Here is a 15,217-nt window from a genome sequence, read left to right as displayed (position 1 = left end):
CAAACAATGCAACGTCAACAAATGGCAGTAGTTTTAGTACGTGCTATTAAAGAAATCGCTGGCGTAGACTTAGTAGCTGAGTACAAAAAAGCGAACTTCGTAACAGAAATTGGTGACTTAGACAAAGCTTACTCTGCAGAACAACGCACAGCGATCGTTGCTTTAGAATATGCGGGTATTACAAATGTTGCTCACTTCAACCCAGGTAACAGCGTAACACGCGGACAATTCGCTTCATTCTTATACCGCACAATCGAAAACGTTGTAAACAACCCAGAAGCTGGTGTTGCAGCAGTAAAAGCAATCAACAGCACAACTGTTGAAGTAACATTCGACGAAGAAGTAGACAACGTACAAGCTCTTAACTTCTTAATCTCTGATCTTGAAGTGAAAAACGCGGCTGTTAAACAAACAAACAAAAAAGTTGTTGTATTAACAACTGCTGCGCAAACAGCTGACAAAGAGTACACTGTATCTCTTGGCGAAGAAAAAATCGGTACATTCAAAGGTATCGCAGCTGTAGTTCCTACTAAAGTAGATTTAGTAGAAAAATCAGTTCAAGGTAAACTTGGTCAACAAGTAACTGTTAAAGCACAAGTAACAGTTGCTGAAGGTCAATCTAAAGCTGGTATTCCTGTGACATTCTTCATCCCAGGTTCTGCTAATGGCGTGAAATCTCCAGTAACAGTTGAAGCTGTAACAGATGAAAACGGTATTGCTTCTTACACTTACACTCGTTACGTCGCAACAAACGACACTGTAACTGTATACGCAACTGGTGATCGTTCTAAATTCTCAACTGGTTATGTATTCTGGGCAGTTGATCAAACATTAACGATTACTGAAGTAACAACTGGTAATACAATCAACAACGGCGCTAACAAAACTTATAAAGTCACTTACAAACACCCAGAAACTGGTAGACCAGTATCAGGTAAAGTATTAAACGTTTCTGTACTTGAAAACATTGATGTAACAGTTGATAAATTACAAAACGTTACGGTGAATGGTGTTGCGGTAGTTCAAACGAGTGAAAATAACATGAGAGCTGCACAAATCACAACTGATACTAAAGGTGAAGCTACATTCACAATTTCAGGTTCTAACGCTACAGTTACTCCTGTAGTATTTGAAGCTGCTTCAACTAATGTTGCAAACACTTACTCTCCAAAATATACAGCAGATACACTACAAGCTGTTGCGGCTAAAGTAACATTTGGTGCTATTCAAGCTGCTTACACAATTGAAGTAACTCGTGATGGTGGAGAAACTGCTGCTACTGGAGTTTTAAACGGACGTAAATACAATGTAGTTGTTAAAGATAAAGATGGTAAAGTAGCTGCTAACGAAATTGTTAACGTGGCATTTAACGAAGATATTGATGGCGTAATTTCTACAGTGACTTCTGCTCAATTCGTAAAAATCGAAAACGGTAGACAGGTTGGATACGAAGGTAAAAAAATCACTGTTAGAACAAACGCTAAAGGTGAAGCAAGCTTCGTCATCGGCAGTGATACTATAAATTCTTACGCTACACCAATCGTTTGGATCGATATTAACAACCAAAGCGGTAAAGATGCAAACTTAGACAAAGGTGAGCCTTCAGCAGTTGCACCAATTTCATACTTCCAAGCTCCATATTTAGATGGTTCTAAATTAGTATCTTACAAAGGTACAACTGAAACTGACAAATTTGTTAGTGGAGAAACTGCAACATTTAAAGTACAACTTACGAACCAAAGTGGTAAAGTCGTACCAAATTCTGGTTATACAACAAAGGATGTTACGTACACTGTTTACAACACTGGTGCAAATAATGTAAAAGTAGGCGAAGTTGAAATTGCTCCAAACCGTGTGCATACATTAGTTTCTCAAAGCGGTGAAATCAATGTAACTGCTGTAGATGGGAAATCTTCTTCCGTAAAAGTGCTTGCTACTGGTGTAGCTAAAGACGGTAATAAAGAATTTGCATTTACTTCAAAAGAAGCAACTGCAACATTCACTTCTACTTCAGAAATACCTAACCTATTTACTGGTGATATTCATTCATTCGATACAGACAAAGAAACTGTCGTATTTACTGATGGTTCCGTTCTAAAAAATGCAGTGAAATATGCTGGTGAAACGGGCAAAACATATGTATATAGAAATGTAAATGGTGCACCACTTTCTAAAGACCAGTTCGTAAATATTCTTAAAGGTGCCACTTCAGGGGTAAAAGTAACATATGAAGTTAAAGATAATACTGTTACATTCTATGTTGTTTCTGTTAACGCTGGGGGAACTAAGCCTGTTGATATTATTGGAGATAAAGCATCTGACGCTACTGCTGTTACAACTGCAAAAGCTAAAGTTACAGTAACACCTAATATTGGACTACTTTCAACTGATACGGCAGAAAATAAACGTTTAGCTGTACAATCAAATGTTGTAACTGAAATTAACGATTCTTCAGTAACTGTAAGTGTAGTAGAAACTTCGACAGCAGGAACTTATACTGTTACGTTAACTAAAGGTGCAAGCACTGCTACAGTAAACGTTACACCAAAATTCGGTCAAAAAGTAACTGCTGAATCTATTACTTCTTCACTTGCAGTGAATGCAAATGGAAAAGATTTAACCCTTAATATTGGCTCTGCTCTTGCAGGTTTTACAATCGCGAATGTAAATCCAGATGCTGATAATGCATTAGACATTATGACTTCTGTTAATAATAATGTGATTACTATATCTAAAGCACCTTCTGCTTCTACTGAAGCTGTACAATTAATCGAGAAGACTTTAAAAATTTATTTCGACGCTCAAGCTACTGGTTATGTTAAAGAAAGCTTTGTAGCAACTATTACAATTGATGATGTAACGAACCGTACTTTAGCTATTACAGTAAAGCCTACTCCATAACACAAAACATTACTTTTATAAGCATATAAATTTAGTAAAAATAAGTAGAAATGAAAACCCATGTCTTGTTTATCGCAATACATTGGGTTTTCTTTCTAACTAACATTACCAAATAGAGGATATAAATCCTTTTATTGAAATTATCCAATATAGTGCAATTTGAATTAGTGACCAACTCATCTTCTGTTCCTTCGCAATATATTGCATAGTTCCAACATTAATTTTACTAGTCCTTTTATAAAGAATGCACTAATGGAAGATAGTTTAGAAAGGGGCGTGAGAAAATGAAGAACAAAGATGGACAAGCCATTGCTTTAGGAAATCGACTAAAAATGCTACGCCACAAACATCATCTAACGCTTGCTGCATTGGCAGATTTATTAGGTATTTCGCACAGTTATGTAGGCTTTATAGAAAAAGGGACGAGGAAAGCATCTGAAAAAGTATTGCAAAAGTATGCAGATTTTTTTGATGTGTCTTTTGCAGAATTAGTTGACTTACAGTTGCAAACTATTCCTACCATTCATAGTCCATCTAGCGAAACGCCTCCCCCTTTAACAAATGAAATAATGGAGTTAAACAATTTATTACTGAAATTAAATGAAGATATACGTTGTTCAATAATTGAAGACTTTAAGGAGCAAATTCAACAAACGCTTTATCATTTGTTGACACCCTATGAGCTTTCAGATATAAAACGAAGTATTACGAAAATAAAAAATGCTTGGTTTTCAGAAAGTGAAGAAGTTGATCAAGATAAAAGCTACAAGGGCTATATCAACCTATCAAATGAGCCAATCTATTTTCAATTACAAGTAGAGCATCATATATTGCATCTTCAGTTACTTCATGCTGATAGAAGACAACGCACACTTTTTGAAAGTTGGCTAGGGGATTGTTCCCTTTATTATCAAACGGAGGAATATTTACAGCATATTCGTGAACCACAGAAAATCGTTAATATTTTATGGTTAAGTCCTAATATGTCCTATCGCCAACAACATGACTACCTCGTACAAAAAGCGTTACTTTCATTGGCGTTAAACTATTGTGATACGAAATTAAGTTGGTTTGTTCATAATTACGAGCAGCACAATACAATGCAAGATATTCAAGAACACATTAGCTAACGAGAAGGAGCTGATATCTCTTTGCTTATCCATTCTGACTTTGATTTGCCTAAGTACTCTAAAAAATTTCTTCAACATTTAAAAAGAAAGTACTATTCACAAGAAACCATTATTGGCTATGAAAATGATATAAAAAAGTTCTCGTCCTTTATTTATCAATTATACGATGGTCATATTTTAACAGAGGAAATATCGAAGGATGATATTCTAGAATATCTAGATTTTTTAGGCAATCAGGATTATAAACCAAATTCGATTAGTAGATATTTTTACGGTGTGAAGGCATTTTTCAAATATCTTGTGATAGAGTTGAACTTTAAAGTCGATCCAACGATTGGTATATCTACTCGAAATGTGTATGTACCGTTACCCGAAATTCTGGATATGGAAGAAATGGCATTAGTGTTGGCTACGGCGAAAAAGTTCTCCGAATTTTACTATGTATTAATTAGCTTGCTCTATTATACGGGTTCCAGAATTACAGCTGCTCGAACGTTATTAAAGGAAAATGTTGATATAAAAAATAATAAAATATACTTTCCACGGATTAAAGGTGGCAGAGATCTTCATTTACCCCTACATCCAAAACTACAAAAAATATTAGCGGAATATTTACAGAAAACAAAAGACAACGGATCAGATTATTTATTTCCCTCTCCCGTAAGCCGTAATATGCCCATTAGCGGCGTAGAAATCCGAATCAAATTAAAAAAAATTGGCGCCCAATGCAATATTACAAAACGATTAACCCCCCATGTGATTCGTCACTGTACCGCAACACACTTAACACTACTCGGTGTAGACCAACATTATATTGCAACTCTATTAGGTCATACCGATTCCCGTTCCACTGCACGCTACCAACATTTGAAAGTAGATGATTTAAGGTCGGCAATGAAGAAATTGAAATGAGAATAGAATACCTTTTAATTAAAACGAACGAATATTTATTCAAATATAATAATAAATATTACCAATTTAAAAGCTCATCATTAAAAACCCACCAGTAAAACTGGTGGGTTTCTCTACGCGTGAAACGCTAGCTTACTCCTCATGTCTTACGACATTGAATGGGTCCGCCAACCGTACTCTTTTTTCTACAAACCGCCAAAGCGGATGACTTTTTTCTTCTTCCAGTTAATTTATTCACAATTTAAAGGGTCAATGATTTCATTTATTGACATTTGATCATAGCGTAAATCTTCTTGTAATTGTTTTTTGATATACTTGTGAATCACTTTTTGATTTCTACTAACTGTATCCACTAGGTATCCACGACACCAAAATTGGCGATTTCCCAATTGGTACTTTAAACTATCATGCTGATTGACAATCATTACACTACTTTTCCCCTTTAAATAACCCATAAAAGCAGATACACTTAGTTTCGGAGGAATCTTCACCAACATATAAATATGATCCGTACACGCTGCTGCTTCTACAATTTCTACACCTTTTCTTTCACATAACTGCCGTAGTATTCTTCCTATTTCCGCTTTGATTTGACGATAAATGACTTGTCTTCTATATTTCGGTACAAAAACGATATGATACTTACAATTCCATGTTGTATGTGCTAGACTTTTAGTATCCATTTGGAGCTCCTTTCGTACAAAGTCGGTTGACTAGACCTGATTTTATTTTACGATTGGAGTTTTTTTATTGTCCATAGATAAAAACATTCTAAACCACCCGCAAGCAGGGAGTTTTCAATGCATACAAAAAGGAATAATTATAGTACTGTGATTATTCCTTAAAATCACTGATTAAAGATACAATCTTTTCAGGAAATAAGTTTCTTATTGAACTACTACTGACCTGACTGAGTATCTTCGCTCCGGATAGCTTTACCTTTCTCATATGTTACCTCACAAGTCCAAACGGCTAGCAATCCACACTACTATGTACATCTGTATAAGCCCGCTCAAACTAGGATGAAGCTGAATTGAAACGAGCACGTATACATCAAACGCACTCTTCAGTTCTTGTCTGAAGGGGGCGTCTTGTGTAATCTTCTTAAGTTCTCTCTATAAGTATATTAATAAGGAAAGAAGTAATATCACAAGTTTATTCTGCATATCACTTTCAGTTAAATTGTTTTTCATTGACAGGTCTAACGGAATCTAAATAGAAAAAGCCCTGTAGGAGATTTTTCTCCCACAGGACCATTATCTAATATTTCAATTAGAATTATTTAGAAATAACAGTAGATGTTTTTACAGTGTTACCACCAGCATCTTTAAGGTCAACGCCTTTAAATTTGATAGATGTTAGGGCTTTATCTACTACTACTGCTGCATTATATACATGTTTTACAGTAATAACTTTTTTATCTGTGCTAACTGTTGCTACAGTACCAGTAACTGGTTTACCGTCAATAGTTAAATCTAATGTGTCATTAACAGCTAATGCTTCTACAGCTTCAGAGAACGTTAATGTTAATTCTCCATCAACTGCTGGCGTTGCTGCTACGTAACCGCCTGCTGTTTTACCAGTAGCAGCCGTTACTACAGTAGTACCAGCTGTTGGAGTTGCTGTAACAACTTTATCAGCAGTAGGTAATGCATCAATCGCTGCTTTTACATCATCTTGTGTTGCTGTAGCTTTAATTGTAACTGTTACTACTTTAGTAGTTGCATTATATGCAGCTTCAGCTTCAGCTGTTGGATTACCGTTTACAAGTGTAACTGTAATACCATCTCCGTTACCACCTGCAGCAGCAGTTGCAGTAAATGTAACACCTGAAACTTCAACGCTACCTTTAGTAGTAGGAGTACCTACTTGTGCTACAGCTTCTTTTGCTTCAGTAGTGATTTTCGCTGAGTTTAATGTACTTTCAGCTGCTGTTGCTTTAATAGTATAAGTTGCTTTTGTTTTGCCATCTGCTGCAGTTACTTCTACTGTCCAAGTAGCAACTTGACCAGCAGTAGCTGTTACTGTTCCTACTTTTGCACCAGAGTTTGTAGCAGTTACTGCTACATCTTCTACTTTTAAAGCAGCTAAATCTGTACCAGCTGGGAATACAGCATTATAAGTAGTGCCTGTTGCAGTTGCTGCAACATTTTTCACTTTAACAGAAGATAATGAAGTATCTACTGATCCAACTTTAACTGTATCAATTGGAGCTGTACCCCCAACTGATGCAAGATAGAATGTAGTTTCGTCACCTTTAACCTCGTAAGTAACTTCTACACCAGTAGTAGCATTTTGTAATGCTTTTTCGAAGTTTTCAAGTGATACTGGACGGTTTTGTTGATCGCGATAAACAAATGTTTTACCTGTTACATCAGCATATTTAACTGGATTTTTACCAGAAATAGTGAATGTTTGTTTATCTGTATTGAATGATTCAATAATACCTTTTTCTAAGTTACCTACTTCTTTTGTACCTGTGAATGTTGCTTTAGCTTCAGAAGTTGTAGAGATTGTGAATGGTTTTAATCCATTTGCAGCTAAATCTTTAACGATTGCATTAGCTGTTACTTTAACTGCTGCTGATTTCTCTGAATTTGCTGGTTTAACTGTAATTACTGGTGCAGCTGAATCTTTAACTGTTACAGTATAATCACGGTTTGGTGATACTGTTTTTACTTCAGTTTTACCATCTGTATGAACAGCTGTTACTTCTACATCATTATCACCAGTGTTTGTTACTGTGTATGTTGCAGCAATTACATCATAATCAGTTTCATTGATTGGCATTTTCTTACCAGATTGGTTTGTTAATTGGAATTTGAAGTCAGCACTTTCGTTACCTTTGAATTTCTCTTTGTCATCGCCTGAAACTGAATCAACAGAAGCTAATTTACCACCTGTTAATTTAGCGTCTTCGAAGTAAGAAATTTGTCCAACTTTAGTTGGTTCACCTTCGTCAAGTTGACCATCTTTAGCGTTTGAACTATTAATATCAATCCATGCTATCGGTGTTGCATAGTCATTTGTATTTCCTTTTTCGCTACTAATTACGAATGTTGCTTCACCATTAGCATCAGTTTTCACAGTAATTTTATCTTGCGTATTACCGTTATCTGGAGTTTTAGTGTAGAAATCAACTTGTTTTCCATCAGAATTTACTTTAACAAACTTAGATTTAGTGTTTGTGCTAATTACACGGTCTAAATCTTCGTTGAATCCGATATTTACGATTTCATTTTTAGCAACTTTGCCGTCTTTATCTTTAACTACAACTTTGTATTTACGACCATTTTGGTAACCAAATGCAGCATTTTCGCCACCATCACGAACTAAATCGATAGTATATGCAGCTTGTAATGCGCCGAATTTAACTTTTGGAGCATTTACTTGTAATAAGTCAGCTTCATAGAAAGATGCGTACTCTTTACCATTTGATTTATCAGTATTTAATTCGAATACTACTGGTGTAACTTCAGTGTTTGCACCTGATACTGTGAATGTAGCTTCACCTTTTGAATCAGTTGTAATAACAGCAGTTTTTGGATCTGTATTGTTTGTTAATTGTTTTACAGCTACGCCGTTTACTGTAGCGTTTTTAGCTTCATTTGGAGCAACATTGATGTTTTCAAGGAATGAAACGTTTAATTCTTTATTCGCTACTAATTTACCAGTTTCAGGGTGTTTGTAAGTAACTTTATAAGTTTTGTTAGAATTGTTGTTGATAGTAGCACCAGTAGTTACTTCTTCAACTTTAAGGATTGAATCAACACCCCAGAATACGAAACCAGTTGAGAATTTAGAACGATCACCAGTTGCGTATACAGTTAATGTGTCAGTTGTTGCAGCATAACGAGTATAAGTGTGAGTTGCTACACCATTTTCGTCAGTAAGTGCTTCAACAGTAACTGGAGCTTTAATTCCGTCAGCTGAACCTGGTACGAATAATGTTACTGGAATACCAGCTTTAGAAGCACCTTCAGCAACTGTTACTTGTGCTTTAACAGTTACTTGTTGACCAAGTTTACCTTGAACTGATTTTTCTACTAAATCTACTTTAGTAGGAACTACAGCTGCGATACCTTTGAATGTACCGATTTTTTCTTCGCCAAGAGATACAGTGTACTCTTTGTCAGCTGTTTGCGCAGCAGTTGTTAATACAACAACTTTTTTGTTTGTTTGTTTAACAGCCGCGTTTTTCACTTCAAGATCAGAGATTAAGAAGTTAAGAGCTTGTACGTTGTCTACTTCTTCGTCGAATGTTACTTCAACAGTTGTGCTGTTGATTGCTTTTACTGCTGCAACACCAGCTTCTGGGTTGTTTACAACGTTTTCGATTGTGCGGTATAAGAATGAAGCGAATTGTCCGCGTGTTACGCTGTTACCTGGGTTGAAGTGAGCAACATTTGTAATACCCGCATATTCTAAAGCAACGATCGCTGTGCGTTGTTCTGCAGAGTAAGCTTTGTCTAAGTCACCAATTTCTGTTACGAAGTTCGCTTTTTTGTACTCAGCTACTAAGTCTACGCCAGCGATTTCTTTAATAGCACGTACTAAAACTACTGCCATTTGTTGACGTTGCATTGTTTGTGAAGCGTTTAGGTTGCCATTTGAACCGTTGAATACGCCTGCATCTTTTGCAAGTGCAGCATATTTAACTAATTCTTCTTCAGCTGTTACTGGTAGATCGTTGAAGCGTTGTTTTGAATTCCAGTCAGCTGGAATTTCTTCTTGTGCTTCTAAATAACGACCTAATAATTTAACCACTTGACCGCGGTTAATTGTTTGGTTTGGTTTGAATGAGCCGTCAGCGTATCCATTGATGATACCTGCATCAGCAAGTGCGTTGATTGCTACTTCGTGGTCGTTACCTGCTACATCTGAGAATCCTGCTGCAGAAGCCACTGGTACGATAGCAGAAGCTACTAAAGTAGCCGTTGCAGCCGTAGCTACGAATTTTTTGTATTTCTTTGGTTGGTTAGCCATAGAAAAATTTCCTCCTCTAAGTTCAAAAATTATGTCTCTACTACATAGTTATGTAGTAAATAAACAACTACACATAAAAGTATAGTTGTATCCCTAAAAGTTGTCAATCATATTTTGGGAAAATTACTAATTGGTTTCCGGAAAATAGTGGACATCGAACTCTCTTTTACCATTGTCGTTTATCCAACAGTTTTTTTCAAGTGAAAATATGCAACTTTACCAACAAAATCTAATTTTCTATCATTCCTTGTTCATATTTTCTAGAATCTTATAAAATAATGGATAATTAAGTTAAATCAAGGAACGAAAAAAGCTCAAGCATTTATATGCTTGAGCTTTTTTCGCTTGGGCTACCAACCGTTGTTTCCTTGCAGGGAATTCTATTTATTTCATAGAGGAAATTCCTATACACCTACAGTCTAACACTTTCAAATTAAAACGACAATACCATTTTTTAAAAATTATTGGCGTTTTTGCCTAGCCACTTCCAATAAGAAAAGTGGTAAAGCGATTTGACGCTTGATACGCTTAGGTTCTTTCATTAATCGGTAAAACCATTCAAGACCAAATTTTTGGAAAATTTCTGGTGCGCGTTTTACTGTACCTGCCAACACATCGAATGATCCACCGACACCTTGATAAATCGTTGGGTGCAATCGGTCGCGATTAGCATTAATCCAATTTTCCTGTTTTGGACTACCCATTGCTACAAATAGTAAATCCGGTTGTGCTTCATTAATACGATCAATGACCTTCTGTTCGTCTTTTTCATAGCCGTCCTGTGTGCCGACTATTTTAATAGAAGGAAATAGTGATTTTAGCTTTGCTTGTGCTGCATCAGCTACCCCAGGTTTACCTCCATACAGGAAAATAGGCTTGCCTCGTTTTGCCGCTTCTTCACAAAGCTTCATCATCATATCAACGCCTGTAACACGTTCACGAATTTGCCCTTTTTGAATTTTAGAAGCAAGAATAACACCAATCCCATCTGGAATTTGAAATTCTGCTTCATTTAATAGCTTTTTTAGTGCAGGGTCTTCTTTTGCTTTAATAATTTTTTCTGGATTAATGGCAACGACGAGCGCTTTTTGTTTCTTTTCAATGCGCTCGAATGCCATATCCATTAATTCATCGTAACCTTCTGTATTGACGTTAATGCCAAGTACTGTTTCTTTCATCGGTTTTTCGCATCCCCTAGTAAGTGGAACTGGAAGCCAGCTTCTTGCCATTTATCACGGTTTAAGCAGTTTTTCGTATCGAAGACGATTTTTGTTTTCACTGTGATAGCTGCTGCATCCATTGCTTTGAACTCATTGTGGTCTGTTAGTACAACGATGATGTCTGCGTCTTTTGTAGCTTCTTCTAAGCTTTGTGTTTGTGTAGCATGTTTGTTTTCTTTAATGTGCGGATCGTAAGAAATCACTTCTAAGCCTAGGTTTTGTAGCTCATCAATGACGATTGTTGATGGACTTTCACGCATATCATCAACGTTTCCTTTGAAGGCTAGTCCAAGCACTGCTACTTTACCACCTGCGATTTTGTTTTCGTTTAAAATGGCTTGTGTTCTTTGTGCCGTATAGCTTGGCATGCTGTCATTTGTATTACGAGACAAATGAATAATTTGTGCTTGTTCGCCACCTAGCTCTACAAGGAACCATGGGTCAACAGCGATACAGTGACCACCTACACCAGGACCTGGGAAGTGAACATTTACACGTGGGTGGTAGTTAGCAAATTTAATGGCTTCCCAAATGTTCACGTCTAATTTTTCAGCCATTTTTGCTAATTCATTGGCAAACGCGATATTGACATCACGGTATGTGTTTTCCATTACTTTTACTAATTCAGCCGTTGTAGCATCTGTTAGATGAATTGTGCCATTTACAAATGTTTGGTAAAGCTCTTTTGTCATTTTTGCAGATACTGGATCAATCCCACCAACGATACGGTCGTTGTTCACTAATTCTTCAAAAATACGACCTGGAATTACGCGCTCTGGTGAATGCGCTACAAATAAATCAACGCCGAACTCTAGGTTTGCTTTAATTAGCTCTGGTAGCATAATGTGTTCTACTGTTTTCGGTGGAACTGTGGATTCAAGAATTACTAAGTTCCCTTTTCTTACATAAGGCACAATGGATGCCGTTGCTTGACGTACATATTCTAAATTCGCTGTATTGTCAGGATTGATTGGTGATGGAACAGCTACAATGAAAACATCTGCTTCTTGTGGTGTTGTTGATGCTGTTAAGAATCCTTCATCTACTGCTTTGTTTAGGCGTTCTTGTAAACCGTTTTCTTCAATATGAAGCTTTTTCTCTTGAATACTTTTTACTGCTGCTGGGTTTACGTCCACCCCATGTACTTTTATGCCGTGGTTGGCAAACATTACAGCCGTTGGTAATCCGATATAGCCAAGTCCAACGACACAAATTGATTTCGTCATTCTCTATTCTTCCTTCCGTTTCAAAAACGAGTAGTAAATTTTTATATGGTCTATAAATGCTGAATTGCATTTTTGTTCTGCATTATAGTATACATCTTTCAAGGGAAAGTGTGAATCAATTTGTTATTTTACAGTATTTTCTGTGTGCGATTTTGGATAATGGTGGGTTTAAAGTAGCTTTCTGGTGGCGATTTGTTTTGGTTTTGTGGCGCCTTTTTTAGTTTTGTGGCGTTTTCTGTACGCTTTGTGGCGATATCTAAAATTTTAATGGCGTTTCCAATAAACTCGACAAATCGTACTTCGTAAGTTTGCCTGAATTACAACATGTTCGTAATGTTTTTTGCAAGAATCGTTTTGTGACATGTTTACACTCAAGCATTAAACCGCACAACATTCCCTGTTCGTTATCGTATGTCCAACAAGCATGTAATAATCTTTCAATGCTTGTATATGTGCATACGTACATTGATGCTGATATCTTCGGCAAAACCACGTTCTTTTTAATTTTTCCATGCCAAAGTAACCACAATTTTCGCAATAAACAGCTCTTTGCAAAGCGGTAACCTCAAGTTGATAATAGCGGCAAAGCGGCAATGGGTTTCTGTGCTGTAATTGTGACAAAATAATGTTTGTTATTTCGTTCATCGCCATCCCCATATTTTTCTCGATGATTTTGTACAGATATATCAGAAGTTCTCTGCCCATGACGATTGGTAGTCCGTCATTCTCACGATGGATTGCTACATTATTAAAAGGAAAAACAATAGCTCCATAAATTGGTACCGCCATATTATGGTCGTTAAGAAAATGGTGCATTGCCCGGATATACTGCCCCAATTGAATTTCAGGATGCGTAAATGCTTGAACTTCGCCTTTATCATTAGTACGACGTAGATTATTTTTAAAATGGACGGTTCCCCGTATATTTTTTATTTCTAATATGACGATGCCGCTAGCTGTAATAATTAATCTATCCATTTGCATGGGGAGGATCGTAGGAAGTATAACATCGTGGAAAAGGTGACAGTCACTAAGCTGCGGTAACTTTTGTAGCTCTTTCAAAATATATTGTTCTGCAAAATCGCCCGCTTCCTTATTTTTAAGCTCCTGTTGGAACGTTATGTATTGCGGATGTGAAGAGGGCAATCGTCGAACAAGCGCTTGCAATCCCAATGTCCAAGACGACGGTGCGAAAGGCTTTATATTCAATCACTTCACTCCTTATCTATTTACTATAACAGCAAAAAAAGGAATCTCCATTAGTATCGGGGATTCCTCATTGTTCCGCTTTCTAGTAACTTTAAAATAGATTGTGCCTGCTGCATATGCAATGCTAGAACATATTGACTTGCTTGAAGCAATATTTGCGACTTCACCATGTTCATCATTTCCTTCGCAATGTCAGCATCGCGAATTCGTGATTCCGCTGCGGTTAAGTTTTCCGCTGTATTGACGTTTGCATTATAGGCATGCTCTAGGCGATTTTGATAAGCGCCCAAACGAGAACGCTCCGATGATACCCGTTTTAATGCCTCATCCATCGAGGAAATCGCATTATTGGCATTATCTCGTGTTGCTATTGAAGTCGTGGCGTCCAACCCAAGCGCCCCTGCCCCCATATCATTAATAAACAACTCGATCGTTTGACCAGCATTTGCACCCGCTTGAATCTTGAGACCATTCGTTGAATAATCGCCATTTAATAATGTCCTCGTATTAAATTCAGTATCTTTAGAAAGACGTTGAATTTCTTTTTTTAGCTCCTGAAATTCCAAATCCAGCTGTTGTCGATCACTATCAGTTAATGTGTCATTGGATGCTTGTACTGCTAGCTCCCGCATTCGTTGAATCATGGCATGTGTTTCGTTTAGTGCACCCTCTGCTGTTTGCACAAGTGAAATACCGTCCTGTATATTTTTCGACGCCATATTCAACCCGCGAATTTGAGCACGCATTTTCTCGGATATCGCAAGACCTGCCGGATCATCAGCCGCACTATTAATCCGATAACCAGTAGAAATTCGCAACATTGACTTGCTCATAGCATTATAATGCCTATTCATGTTACTTAATATAGATAACCCTGAAGCAGACCACTTACCAAGCATTCCCCCACCCCCATGCTAAAAGTATTATTAGTTATATCGGTTTGTGACAACTTCTTTAAAGTTGCATTGGTAAATAATCCAAATAATTGAAGTGTTCTATCTATAAAAGAGTTAAAGCACCCGCTTCTCTTTCTTGAAAAGTGGGTGCTTATTTGATGTACCGAGTATTCAATTTCCGAAACCTCCGAAATGCGTGCTCTTTTGATGTAGTAGCTCAAAAAAGAGTGCTTCATTGTAATCTGCTAATGCTTGGTCTATTAAATAATCAATGTTTTTTTGTTCAATTTCAGCAATCAGCTGATCAATCTCACCTACAGTTGCTGAAGAGACAAGGGGTAACTGTGGCAATTTTGGTGTAGCGCTTTCAAGAATTGGCGTTAAATGTTCATGCACATTGGTAATGAGTAATAGCTGATAGAGTGGTAATCGGATAAAACGATTGCCCTTTTGGAAAACAAATACCTCAGATAAATTTTCGATTTGTTGTGTATGCAAGTTAATAATCATCTCTTTCCCTTCAATTGGAATGAAATGAAAAATCTCATTCTCTTTTAAAATTGAGAAATATTGATAAGCAAATACGAGACGCAATTTATCTCCAGAGATTTTCGTGTAAAACGGCTTCATATACTGAACTTGCATCATCCTTCATCCCTCCTTATTATCTGATTATTCAGATTTTAACACAAATTACGCATCTTGTTAACCATCTTATCCTCAAATTTTTTCTTTCT

Annotated in this window: 10 protein-coding genes; 3 read left to right on the top strand and 7 right to left on the bottom strand. The window is 36.8% G+C overall.

All coding sequences use genetic code 11. From position 1 onward, the window contains the following. Positions 1 to 6: 6 nt before the first annotated feature. From LO754_RS02645 to LO754_RS02635, 3 genes are all read left to right on the top strand, one after another. Complete coding sequence (locus LO754_RS02645; RefSeq protein ID WP_231785534.1) at positions 7 to 2,901, top strand: hypothetical protein; 2,895 nt, start codon at positions 7 to 9, stop codon at positions 2,899 to 2,901. A gap of 284 nt (positions 2,902 to 3,185) precedes the next feature. Further along, positions 3,186 to 4,031 carry a helix-turn-helix domain-containing protein gene (locus LO754_RS02640; RefSeq protein WP_231785533.1) on the top strand — a complete coding sequence of 282 codons (846 nt, stop codon included), beginning with the start codon at positions 3,186 to 3,188 and terminating at the stop codon, positions 4,029 to 4,031. Between the two features lie 21 nt (positions 4,032 to 4,052). Continuing rightward, positions 4,053 to 4,943, top strand: a complete 891-nt coding sequence (locus LO754_RS02635; protein WP_231785532.1) for a tyrosine-type recombinase/integrase — start codon at positions 4,053 to 4,055, stop codon at positions 4,941 to 4,943. Between the two features lie 230 nt (positions 4,944 to 5,173). Here the strand turns inward: LO754_RS02635 and tnpA are convergent, their stop codons facing one another. The 7 genes from tnpA to LO754_RS02600 form a co-directional block, all read right to left on the bottom strand. Next, a complete protein-coding gene (tnpA, locus tag LO754_RS02630) occupies positions 5,174 to 5,626 on the bottom strand; it encodes an IS200/IS605 family transposase (RefSeq protein ID WP_231785531.1) in 453 nt (150 codons plus the stop codon). Between the two features lie 595 nt (positions 5,627 to 6,221). After that, positions 6,222 to 9,929, bottom strand: coding sequence for an S-layer homology domain-containing protein (locus tag LO754_RS02625; protein WP_231785530.1), 3,708 nt, complete (start codon positions 9,927 to 9,929; stop codon positions 6,222 to 6,224). A gap of 461 nt (positions 9,930 to 10,390) precedes the next feature. Then, positions 10,391 to 11,107, bottom strand: a complete 717-nt coding sequence (locus LO754_RS02620; protein WP_024362931.1) for a WecB/TagA/CpsF family glycosyltransferase — start codon at positions 11,105 to 11,107, stop codon at positions 10,391 to 10,393. After that, a complete protein-coding gene (locus LO754_RS02615) occupies positions 11,104 to 12,375 on the bottom strand; it encodes a nucleotide sugar dehydrogenase (protein ID WP_231785529.1) in 1,272 nt (423 codons plus the stop codon). The genes LO754_RS02620 and LO754_RS02615 overlap by 4 nt, the downstream gene beginning before the upstream one ends. 378 nt (positions 12,376 to 12,753) lie before the next feature. Next, positions 12,754 to 13,584, bottom strand: a complete 831-nt coding sequence (locus LO754_RS02610) for a nuclease-related domain-containing protein (protein ID WP_231785528.1) — start codon at positions 13,582 to 13,584, stop codon at positions 12,754 to 12,756. Positions 13,585 to 13,634: 50 nt separating this feature from the next. Continuing rightward, entirely contained in the window at positions 13,635 to 14,483 is an 849-nt protein-coding gene (locus LO754_RS02605) for a flagellin N-terminal helical domain-containing protein (protein WP_231785527.1), read from the bottom strand. A 168-nt stretch (positions 14,484 to 14,651) separates the two neighbouring features. Continuing rightward, positions 14,652 to 15,128, bottom strand: a complete 477-nt coding sequence (locus tag LO754_RS02600; protein ID WP_024362926.1) for a hypothetical protein — start codon at positions 15,126 to 15,128, stop codon at positions 14,652 to 14,654. Between the last annotated feature and the right edge of the window lie 89 nt (positions 15,129 to 15,217).

Source organism: Lysinibacillus sp. GJ-1, assembly GCF_021166035.1.
GTDB lineage: Bacteria > Bacillota > Bacilli > Bacillales_A > Planococcaceae > Lysinibacillus > Lysinibacillus sphaericus.
The sequence above is the reverse complement of the archived record's forward strand: the minus strand, read 5'-3'. Positions and strand labels throughout refer to the sequence as shown.